The sequence below is a fragment of the Halanaerobium saccharolyticum subsp. saccharolyticum DSM 6643 genome (genome assembly GCF_000350165.1).
Taxonomy (GTDB): domain Bacteria; phylum Bacillota; class Halanaerobiia; order Halanaerobiales; family Halanaerobiaceae; genus Halanaerobium; species Halanaerobium saccharolyticum.
This window is the reverse complement of the sequence record NZ_CAUI01000023.1, coordinates 226,827-251,949: the sequence shown is the minus strand read 5'-3', so window position 1 is coordinate 251,949 and position 25,123 is coordinate 226,827. Positions and strand designations below refer to the sequence as shown.

At 31.6% G+C, this 25,123-nt stretch carries 19 protein-coding genes and 1 pseudogene; all 20 read left to right on the top strand.

What is annotated here, in order from left to right:
• Positions 1 to 28 precede the first annotated feature (28 nt).
• Positions 29 to 1,084: an HD-GYP domain-containing protein gene (locus HSACCH_RS11300; protein WP_005489940.1), complete on the top strand. Its 1,056-nt coding sequence runs from the start codon at positions 29 to 31 to the stop codon at positions 1,082 to 1,084.
• A gap of 213 nt (positions 1,085 to 1,297) precedes the next feature.
• Positions 1,298 to 3,484 carry a cell division FtsA domain-containing protein gene (locus HSACCH_RS11295; protein ID WP_005489939.1) on the top strand — a complete coding sequence of 729 codons (2,187 nt, stop codon included), beginning with the start codon at positions 1,298 to 1,300 and terminating at the stop codon, positions 3,482 to 3,484.
• A gap of 68 nt (positions 3,485 to 3,552) precedes the next feature.
• A complete protein-coding gene (locus HSACCH_RS11290) occupies positions 3,553 to 4,530 on the top strand; it encodes a type I phosphomannose isomerase catalytic subunit (RefSeq protein ID WP_005489938.1) in 978 nt (325 codons plus the stop codon).
• 6 nt (positions 4,531 to 4,536) lie between these two features.
• Positions 4,537 to 5,175, top strand: a complete 639-nt coding sequence (locus HSACCH_RS11285) for a hypothetical protein (protein WP_040477557.1) — start codon at positions 4,537 to 4,539, stop codon at positions 5,173 to 5,175.
• A gap of 28 nt (positions 5,176 to 5,203) precedes the next feature.
• On the top strand, positions 5,204 to 5,980 hold the full coding sequence (locus HSACCH_RS11280; RefSeq protein ID WP_005489936.1) for an IclR family transcriptional regulator: 777 nt from the start codon (positions 5,204 to 5,206) through the stop codon (positions 5,978 to 5,980).
• A gap of 26 nt (positions 5,981 to 6,006) precedes the next feature.
• Positions 6,007 to 7,401, top strand: coding sequence for a class II fumarate hydratase (gene fumC, locus HSACCH_RS11275; protein ID WP_005489935.1), 1,395 nt, complete (start codon positions 6,007 to 6,009; stop codon positions 7,399 to 7,401).
• Between the two features lie 435 nt (positions 7,402 to 7,836).
• Positions 7,837 to 9,123, top strand: a complete 1,287-nt coding sequence (locus HSACCH_RS11270; protein WP_005489934.1) for an HD-GYP domain-containing protein — start codon at positions 7,837 to 7,839, stop codon at positions 9,121 to 9,123.
• Positions 9,124 to 9,160: 37 nt separating this feature from the next.
• Positions 9,161 to 9,781, top strand: coding sequence for a hypothetical protein (locus HSACCH_RS11265; RefSeq protein ID WP_005489933.1), 621 nt, complete (start codon positions 9,161 to 9,163; stop codon positions 9,779 to 9,781).
• 21 nt (positions 9,782 to 9,802) lie between these two features.
• Positions 9,803 to 10,630, top strand: a complete 828-nt coding sequence (locus HSACCH_RS11260; protein ID WP_040477484.1) for a DUF6544 family protein — start codon at positions 9,803 to 9,805, stop codon at positions 10,628 to 10,630.
• A 217-nt stretch (positions 10,631 to 10,847) separates the two neighbouring features.
• Entirely contained in the window at positions 10,848 to 12,020 is a 1,173-nt protein-coding gene (locus HSACCH_RS11255) for an FprA family A-type flavoprotein (protein WP_005489930.1), read from the top strand.
• A 202-nt stretch (positions 12,021 to 12,222) separates the two neighbouring features.
• Entirely contained in the window at positions 12,223 to 13,362 is a 1,140-nt protein-coding gene (locus HSACCH_RS11250) for an aminotransferase class V-fold PLP-dependent enzyme (protein WP_005489929.1), read from the top strand.
• A gap of 74 nt (positions 13,363 to 13,436) precedes the next feature.
• Complete coding sequence (locus tag HSACCH_RS11245; RefSeq protein ID WP_005489927.1) at positions 13,437 to 13,709, top strand: DUF3343 domain-containing protein; 273 nt, start codon at positions 13,437 to 13,439, stop codon at positions 13,707 to 13,709.
• Positions 13,710 to 13,887: 178 nt separating this feature from the next.
• Positions 13,888 to 15,222, top strand: a pseudogene (locus tag HSACCH_RS14320) (FAD-dependent oxidoreductase); the annotation flags it as partial.
• Positions 15,223 to 15,321: 99 nt separating this feature from the next.
• The gene (gene hcp, locus HSACCH_RS14315) at positions 15,322 to 16,971 is read left to right on the top strand and encodes a hydroxylamine reductase (RefSeq protein WP_040477553.1); all 1,650 of its coding nucleotides are present in this window, start codon (positions 15,322 to 15,324) and stop codon (positions 16,969 to 16,971) included.
• Positions 16,972 to 17,079: 108 nt separating this feature from the next.
• A complete protein-coding gene (locus HSACCH_RS11230) occupies positions 17,080 to 17,649 on the top strand; it encodes a TetR/AcrR family transcriptional regulator (RefSeq protein WP_005489925.1) in 570 nt (189 codons plus the stop codon).
• A gap of 138 nt (positions 17,650 to 17,787) precedes the next feature.
• Positions 17,788 to 18,105 (top strand): cupin domain-containing protein, encoded by a 318-nt coding sequence (locus HSACCH_RS11225; RefSeq protein ID WP_040477482.1) that lies wholly within the window; start codon positions 17,788 to 17,790, stop codon positions 18,103 to 18,105.
• 111 nt (positions 18,106 to 18,216) lie between these two features.
• A complete protein-coding gene (locus HSACCH_RS11220) occupies positions 18,217 to 19,290 on the top strand; it encodes a TolC family protein (protein ID WP_005489921.1) in 1,074 nt (357 codons plus the stop codon).
• Positions 19,280 to 20,671, top strand: a complete 1,392-nt coding sequence (locus tag HSACCH_RS11215; protein ID WP_005489920.1) for a TolC family protein — start codon at positions 19,280 to 19,282, stop codon at positions 20,669 to 20,671. The genes HSACCH_RS11220 and HSACCH_RS11215 overlap by 11 nt, the downstream gene beginning before the upstream one ends.
• Positions 20,664 to 21,947 (top strand): efflux RND transporter periplasmic adaptor subunit, encoded by a 1,284-nt coding sequence (locus HSACCH_RS11210; RefSeq protein ID WP_005489919.1) that lies wholly within the window; start codon positions 20,664 to 20,666, stop codon positions 21,945 to 21,947. The genes HSACCH_RS11215 and HSACCH_RS11210 overlap by 8 nt, the downstream gene beginning before the upstream one ends.
• Before the next feature lie 2 nt (positions 21,948 to 21,949).
• The gene (locus HSACCH_RS11205) at positions 21,950 to 25,054 is read left to right on the top strand and encodes an efflux RND transporter permease subunit (RefSeq protein ID WP_005489918.1); all 3,105 of its coding nucleotides are present in this window, start codon (positions 21,950 to 21,952) and stop codon (positions 25,052 to 25,054) included.
• Positions 25,055 to 25,123: the final 69 nt, after the last annotated feature.

Here is a 25,123-nt window from a genome sequence, read left to right as displayed (position 1 = left end):
TTAATCTTTAGGGGAAGGATTATGATATATGCGTTTGATTTTAACAGAAAATATTAAAGAAGATATGAAATTAGCTAAAGCAATTTATGAAAATGGGAATATATTATTAAATAAAGGAGTTACAAATTTATATAAATATAAAGATAAACTTTTAGAAATAGGGATTAAGCATCTTTATGTAGAGGACAAATATTCATATGATATCAAGATTAATCAAACAATCAAAGATGGAACCAGACGTAAAGGGAAAAAAATAGTTGAAAATACATTTGATAAAATAAAAAAAGGCTTTTTAGATCTTAATACAAAAGAATTAAAAAATGTGGTTGAAGATATAACAGATGAGTTAGTTTTAAACGAAGATGTATTATTGAACCTGGTAAGTTTGAAAAGCACAAGTAATTATACTTATGAACATTCAGTAAATGTAAGTGTTATTTGTATTGCTTTAGGTAAAATGCTGGGCTATAATAAAAATGATCTGTTTAAATTAGGAATGGGAGGAATGCTTCATGATGTAGGTAAAACCTTGATTCCTGAAGAAATAATAAATAAATCTGATAGTTTAACAGAACATGAATATCAAATAATTAAAAACCATCCAGAATTAGGATTCAATTATTTACAGCAAATCCACTCTATTAGTCCTTTATCAAGAATTGTAGTATATTCACATCACGAAAGAATAGACGGCTCTGGCTATCCGCGAGGAATTAAAGGTGATGAAATCCATGAATTTGCTAGGATAGCTGCAATTGCAGATGTTTTTGATGCATTAACTAGTGATCGAGTATACAGAGATAAATGGCCAACTTATAAGGCAGCAGAGTATATTATAAATAATACAGAGAAGTTATTTGATTATCATTTAGTTAAAAGATTTCTGCCACAGATTTCATTTTATCCTAATGGAGCAGAGATTATTTTGAGCAGTGGGCATAGAGGGATTGTAAAAGATCAAAATGTTGGTTTTCCAACTAGACCAGTAATTAAACTTATTGAAGATGATGAAGGAAACGAGATTGATAAGAAATTAGATCTTTTAAAGCATATGAATATTACTATAATCAAGGTTGTTGTTTGATTTTTCAGGCTCTGATAAGATTAAATATTACTATGCTTTTCTTTTATTAAAAGCTATCTTTCTGTTTATTTAGAAAGATAGCTTTTAAATTTTCAATGTATATTGGATTAAGATTTTTAAAGGGATATTGTTTTTAACATAGAATATAATTAGCAGGTAGCAAAATTAATTTTAATGATTTTAGTTAACTTATATTTATAGGAGGCAGCTATTATGACTGACGAGATCACATTTGCTCTGGATATTGGCACCAGAACAATTATTGGTATATTAATTAAAAAAAACGAAAATAATTATGATGTTATCCATTCTGCTGTGCGTGAACATCAAACCAGAGCAATGCTTGATGGTCAAATACATAATGTAGCTCGAGTGGCAGATTCTGTAGCAGAAGTAAAAAAAGAGTTGGAAGAAAAATCTGGTTTATCTTTAAAAAATGTTGCAATTGCTGCTGCAGGTAGAGCACTAAAAACAGTAATGCAAACTCATAAAATTAAATTAGAGAGAAGCAGATATATTGAAGAAGCGGATTTAAAAACATTAGAATTGGAAGCTATTCAGCAATCCCAAAAGAAATTAAAAAATTCAAATTCGATATCAGAATTTAAAAATAATTTAAAGCAGAAAAAACAAAATAAAAATGAAACAGATTATCATTTTGTAGGTTATACTGTCCGCAAATATAGACTGGATGGGATGGAAATTGGTCATCTTTTAGGCCAAAGGGGTAAAATCATAGAAGTTGAACTTGTAGCAACTTTTTTACCTCGAATAGTTATAGACTCTTTGTTGTCTGTCATAAATCGAGTTGGTTTAGAAGTAGAACATTTAACCTTAGAACCAATTGCTGCTTCACATGTTGTTATACCTGAAGCAATGATTAATTTTAATTTGGCTTTGGTAGATATTGGTGCTGGAACTTCTGATATTGCAATTACTAAAAATGGATCTATTTCCGGTTATGCAATGGTACCAATAGCGGGTGATGAAATTACTGAAACTATATCAGAAAATTTTTTGGTAGATTACAATAATGCTGAGAAATTAAAGTGTAATCTAAATGGAAATGACAGATTGGAAGTAAAAACAATTTTAGGTGAAACTTTAGATTTGAGTAAAGAAGAAATTCTGAAAACAATAGAAAAAGAATTGGATCAGTTAAGTAAATCTATTGCAGATAAGATTTTAGAAATTAATTCTAGTCCGCCACAAGCAGTTATATTTATAGGCGGAGGTAGTTTAACTCCTGGTTTGACAGAAAGATTTTCTAAAAAAATGGATATTATTAAAAATAGAATTGGAATAAGAAAAAGAGAAGATTTAGATAACATTAAGGGAGAGATAAATGGAGTAAATACTATACAAACTTTAACACCAATTGGAATAGCTATAACAACTATCGAAACTAAAAGTAAGGCTGTATTTTTAGAAGTTGAGGTCAATGGAGAGCGCATTAATTTATTAACTCTTTCTCAACCCAAAGTGTCAGATGCTTTGTTAGCCGCAGATATTGAATTAGATCAGTTTCGTCCACACCCCGGGATGGGAATTACAGCTACTGTAAATGGCAAACTTGAAATTATAAAAGGGGAAATGGGAACTTCAGGTGAGATTTTACTTAATAGTAAAAAAGTTGGTTTAAAGCAAAGAGTAAATAATGGTGATAAAATCAGCTTTAAACCTGGAAGACCTGGAGTTGATGCTGAAGCTAAAATTAGAGATGTGATTCCAGATTCTGATTTATTTAATTATATTATTTATCTTAATGGAACTAAAAATAAGGTAGGGACAAGAATAACACAAAATGGAAAGTTGGTTAATAGTGATCAAGATTTAATTGATGGTGCTGAAATTGAATACAAAGTACCTAGGACAATAAAAGATGGATTATCTCAAATTATGGATTTACAACCGGAAAAACTAAAGAATGAAAGCATTGAATATACTTATAACGGTCAAAAAGAAGAAATTAGCAAATCTAATTATTTAATTACCTCTGAACAAAAAAAGATAAATTTAGAAGAACCATTACAAGACGGTATTAAATTGGAAATTGAAGAACAGCAAAATGGATTTTTAACTATAAGAAGTTTATTGCAAAAAAAAGGTAATAAAGAAATTAGTTTTTATTTTAACGGTAGTGAGTTAAATGTGCCAGATCAGATTTGGGAAGTAAAAATCAATGGAGAAAAAGAAGATTTAAATTATAAAATACAAGCTGGAGATCAGATTAAGGCTTTTTCAAGAACATTAACAATAAAAGGAGTATTCAATTATATAAATTATGAAATATCAGAAACTATGCGAGAAAAAATGAAACTAATATTAAATGGAGAGAGTGTTGATTTAGCAACAAAAATAAAAGAGGACGATAAATTGAAGGTTAAACTAAATGCATGAATTTTCATTTTCCAGTTTAATAGAGCTAGAAGCTTAAAAATTAGAATAACACAATAGGAGGAATTTTTATGTTTTATCCATTAAAATTTGATCATAAATATATAGAAAAAGTCTGGGGTGGACGCAAATTTGAAAATTATAGAGAAGATATGCCCGAAGGTAAAATAGGTGAAAGTTGGGATATATCTGCTCATGAATCTGAGATGAGTGTTGCGGTAAATGGCAAGCTTGCTGGCAAAACTTTAAAAGAATTAGCGGAAATGTATCCACAACAAATTTTAGGGAAAGATATTGAAATTGAAGAATTTCCGTTATTACTTAAATTTATAGATGCACAGGCACAACTTTCGATACAAGTTCATCCTGACGACAAATATGCTGAAAAATACCAGGGAGAGTCTGGGAAAAATGAAGCCTGGTATGTCATAGATGCAGATGAGGATGCATACTTAATTATTGGTACCGAAGATTGTACAGAAAGTGAATTTAAGAAAGCTGTTCAAAATGATCAAATTAATCAATATGTACATAAAGTAAAGGTGGAAAAAGGAGATGTGTTTTTTATTAAGGCGGGTCTGCTTCATGCTATAGGAGCAGGTATTATGCTGGCTGAAGTTCAACAAAGCAGTGATACAACATATAGAGTTTATGATTATGGTAGGGATAGAGGACTTCAGTTATCTAAAGCTTTAGAAGTGATTGATTTTCAACTTCAGTCTGGTAAAAGAAAAGGTCTTAAGGTCTGTGGAGAAGATTATGATTATAGCTATTATTGTTTAAATAATAAATTTGCACTTGATATTATTAATATTAAAACTGAATATGAAGCCAGCGGGGAAGAAGATCGGTTTTATATTTTAACAGCTGTAGAAGGTCAGGGTAAAATTATTTGGGATGAACAAGAATTAGAATTAAGTGAAACAGAGAGTGTGTTGATTCCAGCTTACTGTGAAGAATATAAAATTAAGGGTAATTTAAAATTAATGAAGAGTTATGTTCCTGACTTAGAAAAAAGTAAAAGTCAAATTTTATCCGTAGTAGAATAATTGATTATGGATCAAGAAAAGCTACAACTTTATATAACTCGGTTTTTTCTATTTTTACTGTTGGCTGCAGTAGTCGGTAACTTTATTGCTGAAAACTGGCTTAACTTATTTACAGCAGTATTGGCAATTATTTTAATTTATTTACCAGCCTATTTAACAGATAAAAATTATCTGCACATTCCAAATGGACTGCAGTTTATAATTGTTGTCTTTATTTTTGCTTCAATGTATCTTGGTGAACAGCAAGATTTTTACTATCGTTTCTGGTGGTGGGACAGCATGCTGCATATGATTTACGGAATGGGAATGGGTTTTATTGGTTTTGTTATGGTTTATGTTTTAAATAAAAATGAGAATATAGATGTGGTCTTAAGTCCAATTTTTGTAGCAGTATTTGCCTTTTCTTTTGCCGTAACCATTGGAGTTTTCTGGGAAATATTTGAATTTTGGATGGATATTATTTTTGGACTTAATATGCAAAAATCTGGGCTAGTAGACACAATGTTTGATTTAATGGAGGACTGTATAGGTGCCTTTATTACATCAACTATCGGTTATTTTTACATAAAAAACAAAAGAGCTTCACGTTTTCAGAGATATTTAACTGAAGTCTTAGAAAAAAATAGTAAGTTTTTTAAAAAATAAAATTGATAGATAGAGAAAGGGATTTATAATGGCTCCTAAAAAACCAAATCAGTTGATAAAATCTTTAGATAGAGCACTAGATATTTTGGAATTAATTGTTGGAAATGAAAAAGGTATGGGTGTTACAGAAATTAGTCGAGAGTTAGATATACATAAAAGTACTGTTTATCGTCTGCTTGATACTCTAAAATTTAGAGGTTATTTAGAAAAAAATGCGGATAGTCATAAATATATTGCAGGCATTAAATTATTTGAGCTAAGTTCCAGTGTTTTAAATGATATTGACAGCAGAATCAGAGTTCGCCCATATTTAGAAGAATTAATGCAAAAAACTGAAGAAACAGTTCACCTAGGTATACTTGATGCTGGAGAAATAATTTATTTGGATAAAGTCGAAAGTACAGCAACTATTCGTATGTATTCTCAGGTTGGTAAGAGGGCGCCAGTATATTCTACTAGTCTGGGCAAAACTATCATGGCTCAAATGCCAGAAAATAAAGTTAGAGAGATTTTAGAAGAAAAGGGTATGGAAGCCAAAACTAAAAACACTATCACTGATATTGATGAATTTTTATCCCATTTAAAGAAAGTCAAAAAGCAAGGATATGCAGTTGATGATGAGGAACAAGAGAAAGATATTCGTTGTATAGCTGGCCCAATTTTCAATCATCGAGGTGATGTAGTAGCTTCTTTCAGTATTTCAGCTCCAATTAGTAGAATGCCAAAAGAAAGATTGGAGGAATTGGCTGAACTAGTAGTTCAATACTCTAAAAAAATGTCTAGATCATTAGGTTATATAAGTTAAATTAATTTTAAGAAAAGAGGTGTCAGATGGATTACCGAATTGAAAAAGATAGTCTTGGAGAAGTTAAAGTTCCAGTTGATAAATTATATGGTGCTCAAACTGCCAGAGCAGTAGAAAACTTTCCAATTGGTGAAGAAAAAATGCCAATTGAAATAATTAGGGCCTATGGTATTTTAAAAAAAGCAGCTGTTTTGGCGAATCATGAGTTAGAATTAATAGATATAGAAAAATGCGAATATATTTTTGAAGCAGCTGATCAACTTATCAAAGGAGAGCTTGATCAACATTTCCCAATTTCTCTCTGGCAGACAGGTTCTGGAACTCAAACAAATATGAATGTCAATGAAGTTTTAGCAAATAAAGTTTCACAACTGGCAGGAGAAAAATTAGGAAGTAAAAAGCCAGTACATCCTAATGATGATGTCAATATGTCTCAATCTTCAAATGACACTTTTCCAACTGCTATGGCTCTGGCTGCAGTAATTAAGTTGGAAGATTTTTTACTTCCAATATTGGCTGATCTAAAAAATGAGTTAGAGAAAAAATCGAAACAATATAAAGAATTAGTTAAGGTAGGACGCACACATCTTATGGATGCAACTCCGATTACTTTAGGTCAAGAATTTGAAACTTTTGCTGCTCAATTAACCAATATAATTGAGATGATTAATGATAGTCTAAAATACTTAAAAAAGCTACCAATTGGTGGAACGGCAGTTGGTACTGGTTTAAATACTAAATCTAATTTTGACAAAGTTATTGTACAATATATTAATCTAGAAACAGATAAAGATTTTGTGGCTGCTAAAAATAAATCTGCTGGAATCGCAGCTCATGACAGTTTTGTCAATTTAAGCGGGGTTTTAAAAACAGCGGCTTCTTTTTTAATGAAACTTGCTAATGATACCCGCTGGCTTTCCTCCGGACCTCGTTGTGGAATTGGTGAAATTAAAATTCCTAAAAATGAGCCCGGAAGTTCTATTATGCCTGGAAAGGTTAATCCAACTCAGGCAGAAGCTTTATTTCAAGCTTCAGCACAAGTAATGGCTAATGATACGGCAGTTAACATAGGTGGAGGCAGTGGTAATTTTCAGCTTAATGTTGCTAAACCTTTGATTATTTATAATATACTACAGTCAATCAAGCTGCTAGGAGACTCTATAGCTTCTTATAATAAGCGCTGTTTAAGCGGTATCGAAGCAGACAGGGGACAAATAGCTAAATATTTAGAAAGCTCTCTAATGCTTGTTACAGCTCTAAATCCTGTAATTGGTTATGATAAGTCAGCTGAAATTGCTCAAAAAGCTTTTACAGAAAAGATGAGTCTAAAAGAAGCTGCGGTTGAACTTGGCTATTTAACTGCAAAAGAATTTGAGAGTTATGTTGATCCTAAAAAAATGACTGAGCCAAACATAGATTAATTAAATTTTGAAAAGCTAAATTATAAAGTCTAATAAATTTAAGTAAAAAGTTCTAATATTTCTTAGAACTTTTTTTGGTTAATGTGGTAAAATATTCTAAAAATTACTGGTAAACCTTATTAATAAAGGAATTATAAGTGTTTTTTTGCCTAAAAAAAAGGATATTTGAAGACTATATTGAATTATTTAAAAGAGTAATCTGACAGCAGCGAGAGATTAGCTTAAAAAAATGAGCCTAGCTTACCTTCGTAAATGAGCTTAGAAAGACAAATAACGAAGGGAGCTGAATTTTAATGAAAAAGTTTTATATAGCTATTACAACAGCTTTAATAACTTTTGGTACAGCTATATCTGCATTAGCAGATTCTAGTCATTGGTAAAATAGGGCTTTGAAAATCTGCTGTCAGATTATTTTTAATAGAGGAGTGATAAATTTTGGATAAAAAACTTAAAATTTACTTGAGTTTTGTTTATTTAATATCATTTTCCATTTTTATTATATTAAACTACAAATATATTTCTGAATTTAATTTAATAAATGTCATTTTTCTATTAATAGTAATTATTTTAGTAAATAATTTTAGTATGTTTTTTAATTCAATGACTGAAATTACAACTTCAATGAACTTACCTGTTTTAATACCTGCCTTTGTAGTTTTAAACCCTTTTTGGGTAGGTATAATTGCAGCAATAGGTACTATAGAATATACTGCTAAAAACATGAAATTTGTTTGGTATAAATTTCTGTTTAATCGGTCTGTATTTTTTCTGGCAGCTTCCACTGCCGCTTTAATATTTAGAGTAGTGAGACCAATTTTAGATGGGGATAGTTTTCCCATGTTATCTATATTATCTGCTATATTAATCTATTTTTTAATAAATAATACTTTAGTTTATATAGTTATTAATATATCTAGAGAAGATGTCAATAAGTTTTCTTTATTAAATTATTTTAGAGAGCTTTCTAAAAATCTTATTACCTCTTATTTTATTGGACTTATATTATTAGCTTCGTATATTAATTTTGGTAAAGTTTTTTTTCTTTTAATTATTGTTCTGCTCTTCATTATTAAAGATTTCTTTTATTCAAGGCTGCAGCAGATGAATTCTTATACACAAATTATTGAGAGTTTTCTGAAAGTAATTGATTCGAAAGATCATTATACTGAGGGACATTGTGAACGAGTTGCAGAATATACTTATCATCTTTGTGGTGAGATGAACTTATCGCGAGCTAAATCTGAAAGAATTATTAGTATAGCTAAAATTCATGATATTGGTAAGATATATGTAGATGATGATATATTAAGAAGCTCCAATAAATTAACTAAACAAGAGTATTCGGACATCAAAGAACACACCCAATATGGATATGAACTTTTAAAAGATATTGATATTTTAAATAATGATTTAGATATAATACTCTATCATCACGAAAGGTGGGATGGCGGAGGATATCCAGAAGGTATTAAAGGAGATAAAATACCAGTTGGTGCCAGAATATTGGCGGTTTGTGATTCGCTCGATGTTATGATTACGGGTAGAAGTTATAAGCCTCCAATGACTAAAGAAGATATAATAGAAGAGTTTGAAAAATGTGCTGGCAAACAATTTGATCCGGAAATAGCAAAAGAAATGATTAAACTCATTAAAAAAGGTTTTTTTGATGATAGTTTTAAAAGTAAAGAAAAAATTAGAGAAATGGAATTATCATATAGTTAAAAAGCTTAATTAATTTATGAAGGGGAGAGATAAATAGATGAATGAAAAGATAAGAGATATTATTCAAGAACTTGAAGGTGTTTTTTCCTGTAATTTAATTGGTTCAGAAAAGATAGAAGAAATACATATTATTGCTGATAAAAAGAGAGATCCCAAAAGAATAGTCAGAGATGTAGAAACAATTTGTTTGGTGCATACTGATCATAAAATTGATCATAAAAAAATCAGTATTGCTCAGGTAGCAGATTCTTTTAAAGAAAATGTAAGTGATGTTTCAACAGATAGAATAGAATTAATCTCTGTTCACACAGAAAATAATCGCTCATGTTGTAAAGTAGAGATGAAGATAAGAGAAAAAAGAACAGAAGACAGTTTTGAAGCTCAAATTGGAGAAAGTATTGAAAAATTAATTGGGAGATCAATTTTAAGTGTTTTAAATAAATATTTAAATTTTGATGCAAAACTAGTAGTGGATGATATTTTTACAATTAAAGGTAAAGAAGAACTTGTAATTGCTCAGTTATCGATGTATAATTTAGATAATAATTTAATGCAGGAAAAATTAGTTGGATCTGTATATGTAAATAATGATATAGCTCTGGCAATAGCTAAAGCTTGTCTAAAAGCAGTTAACAGACGAATCTGCTATTTTATTTAAAATAAACAAGGGGTGATTATCTTGCTCAAAAAAATATTTATTATACTTATTTTTGTTGTTATATCATTTTCTATATATACAGTTTTTGCAAATGTGTATTCGGATTATCAATATGAGCAAGATATTAGCGTTTTGCAGAGAGAATATTCTCTTAGTGATAGTTTTTCTATTAAAAACCCCAGTAGTATTTCTATTCCAGCTCCTATGAGAAGGTATATCCAATACAGCATTCCTAATAGCAGAAATTTATCTACTCACGTTAGAATTAATTATTCGGGTAAATATCGTCAGCAGAAATATGGTGAGATGCATGATTTTAAAATGAAGTCAGCTTATAATTTAAGAACTGGCGAGTTTGTAAGTGAATGGGTTATTGAAGAAAACAAAATTATATTTAATAAATTGAGAGAAGTATTACTTGGTGATAAAAGAGTTTATGAATTTAAAAAAATGGGTGCCAAAGATCAGAAATCTGTTTATGGTGATCAGGCTGAATTATTTTTGAAAAGTAGGATGATAATTGATGCAGTTTATTTTCCATATTATTATTTAGGGAGTAGTAATATCAACTTAGCAGTAATGAGTGGTAATCGGACATTAGTCAAATTAAACAGAGTTTCTAATAGTATTGATTTTATATTTGAATTTAATGAAGATAAAACTTTAAATTCTATCAGCAGTTCTCAGTTTTTGTTTGGAGAAGACAAAGTATCACTGAAAGCTATTTATGAAAATTATATTGATATTAATAATTTTAAAGTACCAGCTTCAATTATTGTAGAAATTGAAAGTAATTTTGATAAATATATTTTATATGAAGCAAAAATTGATAATATAAATTATAAATAGTTATAAATAAGCCACTAATGACCTTTGATGAATTCATCAAAGGTCTTTTTTGTGTGATACATGTCACGGAAAGAAAAGATAATCTGAGTTATTATAAACTTGACAAAAGAAATCAAGATTAATATAATTAATAAAGATAGGGAGAATGTAAATTTAAGAAGTGTTAATTTAAAACAAAATTTTAAAATATTATAAATTCCAAAAGGAGGAATTTGAAATGTTTAGAAAAATTACAGAAGATGTGTATAGTGTTGGAGTTATTGACTGGCACAGAAAATTATTTGATGAGTTGATTCCTCTACCTGATGGTACAAGTTACAACTCTTATTTTATTAAAGGTGGAAAAAAGAATGCAATAATTGATACTGTTGAGCCAGACTTTGAACAAGATTTTCTAGATAACTTGGATCAAGTCGGTGTAGAAAAAATAGATTATATAATTTCCAATCATGCTGAACAGGATCATTCAGGTACAATTCCATTGCTTTTAGAAAAGTTTCCTGAGGCTGAAGTTCTATGTTCTGCAAAGGCTAAACCAATGCTTTTAGATTTACTAGATGTTGAAGAAGATCAAATTAGAATAGTTGAGGATGGGGAAACATTAGATTTAGGTGAAAAAACTCTTGAATTTATTTATACACCATGGGTTCACTGGCCAGAAACTATGTCTACTTATCTGCAGGAAGAAAACACCTTATTCCCCTGTGACTTTTTTGGATCCCATTTAGCAACAAGTGATTTATATGTAGAAGATGAACAGGAAGTTTTAAAAGCCGCTAAAAGATATTACGCAGAAATTATGATGCCTTTTAGAAAGATTATCAAAAAGAATTTAGCTAAATTAGAAGATTATGAGATCGAGATGATAGCTCCAAGTCATGGACCTATTTATGATAATCCTGATATGATTTTAGATTCATATAATGATTGGGTAAGTGATGAGGTAAAACCTGAAGTTGTAGTTCCTTATGTTTCAATGCACGGGAGCACTAAAGATCTAATTAAATATTTTATCAGTTCTTTAATTGATGAAGGAATCAAGGTTAAGCCTTTTGATTTAACTGATGTTGATTTAGGTGATCTTGCAATTTCTTTAGTTGATGCTTCAACTGTAATCTTTGGCTCGCCAACTGTTCTAACCGGCCCCCATCCTTCTGCAGTGTATGCAGCTTATTTGACAAATGTTTTAAAACCAAAAACAAGATATGCTTCAATTATTGGGTCTTACGGCTGGGCTGGCAGAATGACTGATAAGCTGCTTGATTTAATGCCCAATCTAAAAGTAGATTTATATGATCCGGTTGTAGCTAAAGGTCATGGTGCTGATGAAGATTATCAAGAAATTGATAGACTTGTAGAGGAAATCAAAAATGATTTGGAAAAACTCTAAATTAAGATATAATTAATAACGATCTTGTAATCAAAAAAATTAAAATTGAATAATCTCCAATTGCTAACTCCTGTTTTTAAACAGGGGTTAGTCTCTTTTTATAGAATCAAAATTTAACATTCAGAAATAAATAAAGGGTTTTAGAATTAAAAAAAGAATTAATGTTATAGAGATTAATTTTAAAAATGGAGGTTATTTTTTTATGATATATTTTAATAATGCTGCTACAACCTGGCCTAAACCTGATTCAGTTTATAAGGCTGCGAATGATTTCTTTCGTAATTCAGGTATGAATCCTGGTCGTTCAGGCTCGATGGAGAAAGTTGATGCAGTTCAATTAATTTATGAAATAAGAGAAAAGTTAGCTGATTTCTTTTCAATAAAAAATTCAGCCCATTTAGTTTTTAATTCTGGAGCTACAGAATCTTTAAATACCGTAATTAAGGGAGTCCTAAAAAAAGGTGATCATGTTATAGCTTCTAAAGTAGAGCATAACTCTGTCATTAGACCTTTAGAACGTTTAATAAACGAAAGAGAAATAGAAGTAGATTACATAGATTTTGATCAAAAAAGTGCAGAAATTGATTATAAAGAATTAAAAAATAAAATAAAAGATAATACTAAATTAATAATTAGCTCTCATGCATCTAATGTGCTGGGAACAGTTAATAATCTTGAGAAAATAGGAAAAATTGCAGTTGCAGAAAAAATTTTATTTTTAGTGGATGCTGCTCAAAGTGCGGGAGTTATTCCGATTGATGTGGATAAAATGAAAATTGATTTTTTGGCAGTTCCAGGACATAAATCTCTTTTTGGACCTCCAGGTATAGGCGCACTCTATGTTAGAGATATGGAAACATTATTGCCCTTAAAAGAGGGAGGGACAGGCATAAATTCTTTAAAAACTATTCAACCAGAAATAATGCCTGATTATTTGGAAGCCGGTACTCTTAATACAGTTGGGATTGTTGGTTTAGGAGCTGGATTAGATTTTATTTTAAATCAAGGTCTGAAAAATATTCATCAAAAAGAAATGAAGTTATTAAAAGAAATAATTGATGGTTTAACTTCTCTTCCAAAAATAAAAGTTTATGGAAAAAAAGATATTGAAAATAGAACAGCTGTTACAGCATTTAATCTAGATGGTTATAGTTCTAATCAGCTTGCCTTTAAAATGCAGAATGAATATGATATTCAGCTTCGAGGCGGCCTGCACTGTGCTCCTTTATTACATAAGTTTTTAGGAACAGATAATCAGGGGATGTTAAGAATTAGTCCTGGATATTTTAATACTGAAGCAGAAGTTAATGAATTTTTAAATATAATAGAAACACTTATTTAAAATGCAAATGTAGAAGTTTCTGATTTAACTTTAATATTAAAGAATTAAAAAGATGAAAAAGGAGTTAAAATAGGATGAAAGCAAATAAAGAAAAATTAATTTTATTTCAGTCAACTCATCATTCAATTAAAGCAAAAAATATACTATCAAATAATGAATTAAAATTTAGAACAACAGCTGTGCCACCAGTGATTTCTTCTGACTGTGGCTCAGCAATAAGCACAGAAGTTGAACTAGAAGTATTGAAAAGATTATTTGATAAAAATAATATCTTGGTTGAAGCAATTTATTCTTTTAAGAAAAATAATGGAAATAAAGAATATAAAAAGATATATAATAGAGATTAAATTTATTTAAAAATTGCTGTTTTTATGAAATTTTTAAAATTAATTGCATAATTTATAACTCCTGTTTAAAAGCAGGAGTTATTTTTTTAGATAAAATATAATGTGTGATATCTATCACGGTTAAATGTCAGAATTTTTAATATAATTAACTTACTCAGGATTAAAGGAGGTTAATTTTATGTATGATGTCAGTATTATAGGGGCTGGAGTAGTTGGTTCAGCAATTGCTAGAGAGCTTTCAAAGTATGATCTTAAGGTGGCTTTAGTTGAAAAGGAATCAGATGTTTCCACAGGTGCATCAAAGGCAAACACAGGTATTGTCCATGGTGGTTATGTTGGCAAGGTAGGGACCTTAAAAGGAGAACTATGCATAAAAGGAAATGAGCTTTATCAGGATTTGAATGACAAATTACATTTTGGTTATAAAAAAACTGGTGGAGTTGTACTCGCCTTTGATGATGAAGATGAAAAAACCTTAGAAAAATTATATGAAAATGCTTTAAAAGTTGGTCAGTCAGAAGCTGACATTGAAATAATCTATGGTGATCAAATTAAAGAAATTGAACCACATGTTAGTGACGAAGCACAGGCAGCTTTTTATTGTAAAAGTATTGGTGTAACTTCACCATTTGAGATGACAATAGCTTTAGCGGAAAATGCAGTTGATAATGGAGTAGAGTTAAAGTTAGAATCTGAAGTATTAAATATCGAAAAAAAGAAAGAATATTTCAAAATCGAAACAGAAAAAGAAAAATTTGAGACTAGATATATTGTTAATGCTGCTGGTATTTATGCAGATAAAATCGCTGCCATGGTTGATGCAGCAGATTTTGAGATTTATCCAATGCGGGGCGAATATGTTGTCTTTAGTAAAGAACAGGGTCATTTAGTTAATACAGTAATTTTTCAGGCACCAAATCCGAAAACAAAAGGGGTTGTCGCTACTACAACAACTCATGGGAATTTTATGATTGGTCCAAATGCAGAAGAAATAGATAAAAAAGAGGATGTAGGAACAACTTTAAAAGAATTTCATTATATTATAGAGCAGTCCAGAAAATCAATTCCCGATTTTGACACAGATAAGATGCTCAGAACCTTTGCTGGCTTAAGACCTAAGAGCACCAGAGGAGATTTTATAATTGAAGAAAGCAGTGTTAAAGGATTTATTCAGGCTGCAGGTATCGACTCTCCAGGACTAACATCATCACCAGCAATTGCGAAAAAAATCATAAATATTTTAGAAAAAAGCGGATTAGAATTAAAAGCTAAATCAGATTTCAATCCCAACCGATCAGCAATTGCCAGAGAAAAAGGAGAGGATTTTAGTGGTGAAATAGATCATGAAAATCCAGATAAAAACATTATCTGTCGCTGTGAAAATGTAACTGAAGCTGAAATTTTAGATGCATTAAGCCGTTCAATTCCAATTAAGACAACAGATGCAGTTAAAAGACGCACCAGGGCTAAAACAGGTGAATGCCAGGCTAATTTCTGTGAAAGCAGAATTAAAGAAATCTTAAGTCGAGAACTAAATATTCCTACTGATCAGGTAAAAAATCGCGATGAAGATAATGTCCCGAAAAGATTGGATGTCAATGAAATTAGACAGATGCCTATGTTCTGTTTTCAGTGTCAGGAAGCAGGAGGTGGAACAGGCTGTGTTGCAAAAGGAGTCTGTGGAAAAGAAGAAAGCACTGCTAATCTTCAGGATCTATTAATTTATTTACTTAAAGGTATAGCAATTTATTTAAAACAGGCCAAAGAAAGAGGAGTCGATACAGAAAAAGCAGATTATTTTATAGTTGATTCTTTATTCTCAACTATCAGCAATGCAAACTTTGATAATCAATCATTTATGAATAAAATTGGAAAAGCATTAGCAATTAGAAAAGATATTCGTAAAAAAGCAGAAAGAGCTGGGGCTGTATTCAGCAGTGATATTGATGATGCTGCAATTTGGAAACCAGCTGATGATGAAGAGTTAAAACAAAAAGCTAAAAAGGTTGGGGTATTGGCAACAAAAAATAAAGATATCCGTTCTTTACGAGAAATGATTACTTATGGATTAAAAGGAATGGCAGCCTATACTGAACATGCTTATAATCTTGGTTATCAAGATCCCGATATTTTTAAATTTATTGCAGATACACTGGTGAAATTAACTGATGATTCACTTAGTGTAGATGAACTATTTGAACTTACAATGACAACCGGTGACTATGGATTAAAAGCTATGTCTTTACTTGATCAGGCAAATACAGAAAGTTATGGAAATCCTGAGATAACTGAGGTAGAAATTGGAGTTTCTGATAAACCAGGAATTTTAATCAGTGGTCATGATTTAAAAGATATGGAAATGCTCTTAGAGCAGACAAAAGATAGTGGTGTAGATATCTATACTCATAGTGAGATGCTGCCAGCAAATTATTATCCAGCTTTCAAAAAATATGATCACTTTATCGGAAATTATGGTAATTCCTGGTGGAGACAGCGAGAAGAATTTGAGACATTCCATGGACCCATCTTATTTACAACCAACTGTATAGTACCACCCTGGCCTGCTGCCAGCTATCAGAATAAAATATTTACAACTAATTCTACTGGTTATCCCGGATCAATGCATATTGAAGCTGATGAAAATGGATATAAAGATTTTAGTCCTGTTATCGAAGCAGCTAAGAATTCTCAGGTACCTGAAGAAATAGAAACAGGTAAGATTATTGGTGGTTTTGCTCATAATCAGGTAGTTGAGTTAGCCGACAAGATTGTAGAGGCTGTGGAAAAAGGAAAAATCAAAAAATTCTTTGTGATGGCAGGCTGTGATGGACGTTTTAAAGAAAGAAGATATTATACTGAATTTGCAGAAAAACTGCCGGAAGATACTGTGATTTTGACAGCTGGCTGTGCAAAATATCGCTACAATAAACTTGATTTAGGAGATATCGATGGTATTCCACGTGTCTTAGATGCCGGTCAGTGTAATGACTCCTATTCATTGATTATGATAGCTCAAAAACTGGCAGAGATATTTGAAGTAGAAGATGTGAATGACTTACCAATAGCTTATAATATTGCCTGGTATGAGCAGAAAGCAGTGATTATATTTCTCGCACTGCTCAGTCTGGGAATCAAAAAAATTAAATTAGGGCCAACATTACCTGCCTTTTTGTCAGAAAATGTAGCAGAAACAATTATAAATAAATTTGACTTAACTACTATTGGTGAAGTTGAAGCAGATATGGCAGAATTTTTAAGCTGATAAATAGCCCTCCTCCAGTTTTGGCTGGGGGAGGTTAAATTAAACTTGACAATAATACTTTATATTGCTATAATATGAATGAGTATTCATTCAAGGAGTTGATTTATAGTGGCCCAAAATAATCGGAATAAAATAAAAAAGGCAGCAGTTGAAGTTATATCGAAAAAAGGTTTTTTTAATACTAGAATGCAGGATATAGCTGATGAAGCAAATCTTGCAGTTGGCACAATCTATAATTATTTTTCCAGCAAAGATGAAGTATTATCATATATATTTAAAAATGAAATGCAGAGAAGAATGGAATATATGTCAGAACTAAAAAAAGAAAATTTAAAAATTAAAGAGTTTTTAAATAAATTTTTAACAAGACATTTTTCTCTTTTAGCAAAAAACCCACATTTAGGTCGAGTTCTTGTCCGCGAAAAAGATTTTTCTAGAGGAGAAGAAAGTGGAAAAATAAAAGAACACATGAATTCTATGATCGATATGTTGGAGATGATTTTTGATATTGGCGTTAAAAGAGAAGAAATTAAAGCTATAAATACTCATTTAATGGCTGTCTATTTTTTTGGTTCGATGCAGGGAATTATTGAATATGCTTTAACTGAGCCGGAAATTGAGCTTTTAGAGTCTGCACCAGATTTTATTTTAGCCAGAATTAATGATATTTTTATTTAATTTAAATTTGTGTGAGCTGTATCACGGCATTAAAAAAAGTAAAGTACTATACTATAACTAGTGAATGAGTAATCATTCATATTAGATATTTATAATATAGTAAATAAAATATTTATCAAAATGAAAGGAATGATTTTTGTGGAAATTATCAAATTAAGTGAGTTAGAAGGAAATAAAAACAAAAGAGGTGTTATTGCTAAGGCAGTACTAAAACATGATAATGCTCAGGTTATGAACCTTATTTTATCTGAAGGTGATGTCGTTCCAGCTCATCAGGTGCCTGTAGATGTATTTTTCTACATTAAAGAAGGTAAGGGAACTTTAAGAATTGGTGACGAAGCAAGTGTAGTCGAAGCAGGAACAATTGTGACCTGTGCTCCAAATACTGAAATGGAATTAAAAGCTGATCAAGGCGAAAAATTTGAAGTATTAAATGTTAAAACACCATCTTTATAATAAGAATTTTTAATTAGAATCAATAAAGTAGATAAAGCCGGCTGTGAGAGCAGCTGGTATCTTATTCACATTATCTGAATGAATATTCATTCATTGCAGGAGGAGATTAAAATGCTCAAAAAGATTTTATCCATATTTTTTATAATATCAGCAGTTCTATTAATTACGGTAACTGTTTCAGCTGCTGAATCAGCTTTGAATTTGCAGGGATATTTGGCACAGTCTCTAACTAAAAATGAAGAAGTTAAAAAAGCTGAGATGAATTTAGAAGCTAAAGAAATTGCTTTAGTAAAAGAAAAAGCAGAACAGGAAGTACGTCCTTCACCACTTCTTTTAGAAAAAGCTAAAACAGAGCTTGAAATAGCAGCAAGAAACTTAGAAATTACTAAAGACCAGGTAACTACAAATTTAATTAACGATTTTTTTAACTATTATAAAGCAAAAAACTCTATAGTTATTCATCAGAAGTATCAAAAGATTTTAGAAAAGGAACTAGAAAATATCGAAGAAAAATATGAACAGGGTATTTTAATTAAAAGTGATTTAATGCAGGCAGAAGTTGAATTAAAAACTGCAGCCAGCAACCTAAAAGCAGCTGTTAATAATAAAAAGAGGGCTGAATTTAAAGTAAAACAGAACTTAAAGATGGAACTTGAAGATCAGCTGCAGCTAAATTTCAAAGAAGATAAATTAAAAAATTGGCAGTTAGAAGAAAACTTAAAAGAACTTTTTAAAACTGCTTTAAAGAAGAGAATTGAAATTAAAGAGGCAGAGGCAAATAAAGAACTTCAGAAAATAAACTATCGTCTTGCTGCCAAGGATTACAGCTCCGATTTAGATGAAAAAGAAGCGAAAAATGAACTTGAAAATGCTGAAAATCAGCTGGAGTTAATTAAAGATAAAATAAAACTTGATGTTAATGATAAATATCTTGATTATCAGGATAGTATTGCAGAAATTGAGCGTTATCAGAAATTAATAGCAAGTTTTGAAGAAGCTCTAAGAGTTAAAAAGTTATACTTTGAAGAAGACTACATCACTGGAACAGAGCTTTTGGAAACTCAGGTTGATCTTTATCAGAGTGAAATAAATTATGCACATGCTCAGATAGATTATTATCTCAGCCTGGCTGAATTATACTTGAGCACAGGTGATTTTAAGGAGGCGCTAAATTATGAAAACTAATAAAATTATGATTAGTTTATTATTAGTATTGAGCCTCTTTTTATCTTTGACTGTTTCGGCAGCAGAAATTGATTTAAATACAGTTTTGGAATCTGCTCTAAAAAATAATAATACTCTCCAAGCGGCTAGAGAAAAATTAAAAGCAGCTGAAATGCAGAAAGAATCTGCTGAGACAATAATGAATTCAACATTGAAGGGAGAGCTTGCTTGGCAGGATGAGGAGTTAACAGATGACGGAGATATTTTCACAACAATTGAGTACAGTAAATTTCTAGCTGAATCTTCGGGTACAGAAGCTCAATTAGATAAGGCAGAGCTTAAATATTATATTGCAGAATTAGAATTTAATAAAAAAAGAGAAGAAGTTTTAGAGAATGTGATTAAACAGTATTATAATCTTTTGAAAATAGAATCGCTAGTAAGTAACCAGAAGCAGGCGGTAAAAGAAGCAGAGGCTGTCTATCAGGATGCTGAAAAAAGATTTGCTGATAATTTAATAACCAAGGCAAAACTGTTAAGAATGGAAATAAATTTAGCTAAAAACAAAGAAAAATTGCAGAGTATAGAAAATGATAGAATAAAAGCTAGAGATCAATTTGCCTTAGTAACAGGTATAGATATAGCTCAGCAGAGTTTAAAAGATAATAATTTAATTAAGGCTCAGGCTGATCTTCAGTTTAAAAAAGATGATCTTTTAAAACTGGCCTATCAAAATAGAACTGACTATCAGATTCAGCAGTTGAATTCAGATCTAATAAAGAAAGATATTCAGTATCTTAAAGCTGAAGATGATCCTGTTTTTTCACTGAGGGGAGAATATGTTTTTGAGGACGGCAAAATCACGACTTCTCTTAACAGTAAATACCAATTTAATTTAAGCGGCAGTGCAGATACAAGAGACCAGAACGAGAAATATATTTCTTTAAAAGAGCTGCAGCTGCTGGATGAAAGTGAATGGAAAGTTACAGCAGCTTTAAGCTATGAATTTTCCGATGGTGGCCAAACTAAAGCAGAAATTAAGACTGCAGAAGCAGGAATCAAGGAAAGTGAAATTAACTTAGAAAATCTTGAGTCAGAAATAAGAATTGAACTTTTAAGCTTATTAAGAGAACTAGAATTAACTAAAAATAGTCTTGAAACAGCTGCTAAAAATTTTAAAAGAGCTGAGTTAGAATATGAGAGCACAAAAAGTAGATATCAAAAAGGTGCGGTAATTGAAAGTGAGCTGATTTCAGCTCAGAGACTATTAAGTGATGCTGAAAGAGATTTAACTATAGCAAAATATGAGGTTCAGCTGCAGAAAACAGAAATTCTGGCTGCAGTAGAAAATATATATAAAAGCTTTAAAGCCGGGATACTGGGAGGAGAGAGTAATGAATAAAAAAATTAAAATGGGATTAACTATTCTGCTGATTATAGTAATTGGTGCAGGAGCTTTAATTTTTATCAGACAGCTCAAAAATAGAGAGCCTCAGGTAGCTGAAGAGAAGGATCTAGGAGCAGCAGTGGAAACAGCCAAAGTTGAGAAAGATGATTTCGAAATAATATATAACTACAGTGGTACTGCAGAATATGCAGGTAAAAGAAAAATTTCTGCCCAAATCGGGGGAGAGATAACAAATATTTATGTTAAAGAAGGTCAAAAAGTAGAAAAAGGAGATCTTCTGGCTAAAATTGATGATCAGGAGCTAAAAAATAATTTCGCTTCGGCAGAAACTGCTGTTAGAGAAGCAGAAATTGCTTTAAAAAAAGCTAAATTAGCTAAAGAAATATCAAGAAACAATTTAGCCGAGAGTAAAGCAGCTTTAAAAGAAGCAGAGAGCAATTATTCTCAGTGGCAGAGTGATTATGAGCGGGATAAAAAACTTTTTCAAAAAAATGCCATTGCAGAAGCTAAATTTGAGCAGACTAAAACTCAGTTTCAAAAAGCTGCAGCTCAGCTTGAAAGGGTAAAGGCTGCTCTAGGCAGCACGGAAAAGTCAGTAGAAATTGCTGGTTTGGATGTTGAAGCTGCAGCAGAAAAGCTTAAAAAAGTAAAAAATGAGCTCGAAAATGCTCAATTAAAACTTAAGGATACAGAAATTAGATCTCCAATTAGTGCTGAAATTATCAATGAATTTGCAGAAGTAGGAGAAGTTAAAGCAGCAGGTCAACCTCTTTTTGAAATAGCAGAAAGTGACAGAGTCGAAATAAAAGTACAGGTTGGAATGAATGATCTCAGAAAATTAGAAGTTGGCACTAAAGCTTTAATTTCTTCTCCTGCGCTTGAACAAAAAGAAGTAGAGGCAGCGATTTCTGAGATCGGCTCAATCGCTGACCCAAAAAGTAGAACTACTGAAGTAACTTTAGAACTAACAGATAGAATTAATCTGAAAGATGGCGCCTTTGTTTCTGTGGCTTTAATAGCGGAAAGGCTAACCGATGTCTTGATTGTTCCGGAAAAAGCAATTTTTAACTATCAAGCAGCTCCCCATGTTTATTTAATAAAAGACGGTAGAGCAGTGAGACAAAAAATTGAAACAGCAGCCACTAATGGTTATCAGACTGTTGTCACCTCTTTTCTTTCTGAAGGGGATCAGATAGCAGTGACTAATCTCAATGATCTGCAGGATAAGACTAAGGTCTATTTATCTGAGCAGGAAAATGGAGATGATTAATTATGACACTAGTAGATTTTGCAGTTAAAAAAAAGTATACAACAATCGCTGCAGTTTTTGCAGTTGTACTCCTGGGTTTAGCAGCACTTATAACTTTAAATATTCAGCTAAATCCTGATACAGAGCCGGTTGTAGTCAGTATTCAGACTCAATATAGCGGAGTAAGCGCTTCTGATATTGCTGAACAGATAAATGAACCCTTAGAAGAAGAACTTGGAAGTATAGAAGGGGTCGAAAGTATCAGTTCTGATGCAATGGAGGGAGTATCTTTAGTTAGTGTTGAGTTTGACTATGATAAAGATATTAATACTGCAGCAGTAGATGTCCAGAATATAGTTAGTAAAATCAGAAATGAACTGCCGCAGGATATAGAAGAACCTCAGGTGCAGAAATTTTCAAAATCTGACCGACCTATCTTGACCCTGGCAGTAACTGGACCCCGTAGTGATACAGAACTGAGAACTTTAGCAGATAATCAGCTAAAAAATAGACTGCAGCTGGTTAGTGGAGTAGCAAGTGTAGATGTCTATGGTGGTAAGGAAAGAGAAATTCAGATAAATGTTGATCGCGATGCTCTGGCAGCCTATAATATACCAATTTCGCTGTTAACTAAAAGATTGGATCAGGAGAATATTAACTTTCCTGGAGGTAGATTAACAACAAATGAACAGGAATATTTACTGAGGACAGTAGGAGAATATGAAAATTTAGAAGAAATTAAAAATTTGATTATAAGTTCAACTTCCCAGGGTAAAATTTATTTAAAGGACTTAGCAGATGTTAAAGATAGTTTTGCTGAAGTAAGGAGTAAATTTAGAGTTGAAGGTCAAGAAACTGTAGCTTTAAATATTTTAAAACAGCAGGACGCAAATACTGTTCAGGTAGTTGATAATGCCAAAGAAACTATAGCTGAGCTTGAAAATGAATATCAAGATTTGAATTTCAAGATCACAGAAGATCAGTCAGAATTTGTTAAGCTGGCTATTAATAATATGGCAAGCACACTTTTTATTGGAATTATCTTAACAATTATAGTAATCTTTTTATTCTTAGAAAATTGGCGCAGTACACTGGCAGTTTCAATTTCTATCCCAACAACTTTTGTCTTAACCCTGGCTTTAATGAAGGCCTTTGATTTAAGCTTAAATACTGTTACAATGACCGGCCTTATTCTCTCAATTGGAATGCTGGTTGATAATTCAATAGTTGTAATTGAAAATGTAACCCGCCACTTTGAGAATTTGGGAAAATCAGCTTTTAAGGCAGCAGTTGAGGGAACAAATGAAATAATGCTGGCTGTCATAGCTGGAACTACAACTTCCATGATTGTTCTAGTACCAGTGATGTTTATTGGTGGTTTTGTGCAGCAGATGTTTAGACCACTTTCGATGACTCTGTTATTTGCCTGGACAGGTTCGGTTATCAGTTCTTTTACAATTGTTCCACTTGTTCTATCACTTGTTTTAAAGGCGGAAGAGAATAAAAGATCTCTGAAAATATTTATAGTCTTTAAAAAGATAGTAGCTCTATTTACTAAATTATTAGATAGTTCTAGAGAATATTATCTTAAGCTGCTGGAAAAATCTTTAAATAACAGAGCAATTGTAATTACAACTGCTGTGGTGATTTTAATAGTGACCTTAAGTTTGATTCCTTTAATTGGATCTGAGATGACACCAGTTATGGATAGCGGTCAGAGTTATATTTCGATAGAAACAGAGGCTGGATCATCACTTGCTAAAACTGAAGAAGTAGCAAAAAAAGTTGAAAAAATTGTAAGAGATGTACCTGAATTATTAATTTATTCAACTCAGCTTGGTTTTGAGCCGGGAGCGAGTACTCAGGCAACAACAGGTGCAAATGGAGTTCAGCAGGCCTTTATGTCTCTAAGCTACGAGGATCGAAACAGCCGCAAGCGATCAATTTGGGAAATACAGGATGAACTAAGAAGTGAAATAGCTAAAGTTCCGGGTATTAAAGCCTATGTAGTAGAAGAGGCAGGAGCAACATCCGTGTCCACAACTCAGGCCCCCCTAGTAATCAGGTTAAGTGGAAAAGACCCGGAAATCTTATATGACTTTGCTGAAGGCCTGGCAGAAAAAGTTAAAAAGGTGCCGGGAGCAGTTAATATTAACCTGCGTTGGTCGCTTGACAGCCCTGAATATCATCTTAAAATAAATCGTGAAAGAGCAGCTGAGCTGGGTTTAAGCACTAAAGAAATTTCTCAGCAGATTTCAGCTTCAGTTGAAGGTCTGGATGCAACAGAAGAATTTAATCTTGCCGGTCAGGATGATCTGAATATCTTAGTTAAATATAAAGATGAGCAGATGTTTAATAAAAATGATTTAGAAAATTTAGTAATAATCAGTTCAGGAGTTGGAAATATTCCTTTAAGAGAAGTTGCAGAAATTAAAGTTAGTGAAGGGCCTAATTTAATTAGTAGAGAAGATATGCAGTATAACCTTGATATTCTAGGATTTAGTAAAGATAGGGCTTTAAGCAAGGTTAATCAGGATATTCAATCTATAATTGGGCAGTATCCACTGCCAAGTGGATATACAGCTGAGATTACAGGTCAGCAGGATGATATGAATGATGCTCTAACTAGACTGGCTGCCGCCTTAGTTTTTGCGATAGCCTTTATTTATCTGCTGTTGGTATCTCAGTTTAAATCATTAATTCATCCAATAACAATTATGATTTCTCTACCACTTGAGCTTGTGGGTGTGGTGGCAGCTTTAGTTTTAACAAACACTTATCTTTCTATGCCGGCTATGATGGGCTTAATTTTACTTTCCGGTATTGCTGTTAATGATGCGATTCATTTAATTGATTTTGTGATTGAAGCAGAAAAAGAAGGGAAGGAAACTAAAGCAGCAATTTTAGAAGGTGCCAGATTGAGATTTAGGCCAATTTTAATGACAACATTTTCTACTCTCGCCGGTATGACACCACTTGCTCTAGAATTAGCAGTTGGTACAGAACAGTATTCACCACTGGCTAAGGTAGTAATGGGAGGTCTATTTTCTTCAACCATGTTACTTTTAATCTTTGTCCCGGTGGTTTATAGTTTATTTGAAGATTTAAAGAGAAAAATATATAGCTAATACTGCTCTTTACCTAAAAATTACAGCAGAGTTTTAACTTATAGCTCATTAAAAAAGGTCTCCTATTTT

Bases quoted from the DNA above. Each gene is read 5' to 3' on its own strand.
- HSACCH_RS11300 (WP_005489940.1), top strand. From the start codon at position 29: ATGCGTTTGATTTTAACAGAAAATATTAAAGAAGATATGAAATTAGCT.
- HSACCH_RS11295 (WP_005489939.1), top strand. From the start codon at position 1,298: ATGACTGACGAGATCACATTTGCTCTGGATATTGGCACCAGAACAATT.
- HSACCH_RS11290 (WP_005489938.1), top strand. From the start codon at position 3,553: ATGTTTTATCCATTAAAATTTGATCATAAATATATAGAAAAAGTCTGG.
- HSACCH_RS11285 (WP_040477557.1), top strand. From the start codon at position 4,537: ATGGATCAAGAAAAGCTACAACTTTATATAACTCGGTTTTTTCTATTT.
- HSACCH_RS11280 (WP_005489936.1), top strand. From the start codon at position 5,204: ATGGCTCCTAAAAAACCAAATCAGTTGATAAAATCTTTAGATAGAGCA.
- fumC (WP_005489935.1), top strand. From the start codon at position 6,007: ATGGATTACCGAATTGAAAAAGATAGTCTTGGAGAAGTTAAAGTTCCA.
- HSACCH_RS11265 (WP_005489933.1), top strand. From the start codon at position 9,161: ATGAATGAAAAGATAAGAGATATTATTCAAGAACTTGAAGGTGTTTTT.
- HSACCH_RS11255 (WP_005489930.1), top strand. From the start codon at position 10,848: ATGTTTAGAAAAATTACAGAAGATGTGTATAGTGTTGGAGTTATTGAC.
- HSACCH_RS11250 (WP_005489929.1), top strand. From the start codon at position 12,223: ATGATATATTTTAATAATGCTGCTACAACCTGGCCTAAACCTGATTCA.
- HSACCH_RS11245 (WP_005489927.1), top strand. From the start codon at position 13,437: ATGAAAGCAAATAAAGAAAAATTAATTTTATTTCAGTCAACTCATCAT.
- hcp (WP_040477553.1), top strand. From the start codon at position 15,322: ATGCCTATGTTCTGTTTTCAGTGTCAGGAAGCAGGAGGTGGAACAGGC.
- HSACCH_RS11220 (WP_005489921.1), top strand. From the start codon at position 18,217: ATGCTCAAAAAGATTTTATCCATATTTTTTATAATATCAGCAGTTCTA.
- HSACCH_RS11215 (WP_005489920.1), top strand. From the start codon at position 19,280: ATGAAAACTAATAAAATTATGATTAGTTTATTATTAGTATTGAGCCTC.
- HSACCH_RS11210 (WP_005489919.1), top strand. From the start codon at position 20,664: ATGAATAAAAAAATTAAAATGGGATTAACTATTCTGCTGATTATAGTA.
- HSACCH_RS11205 (WP_005489918.1), top strand. From the start codon at position 21,950: ATGACACTAGTAGATTTTGCAGTTAAAAAAAAGTATACAACAATCGCT.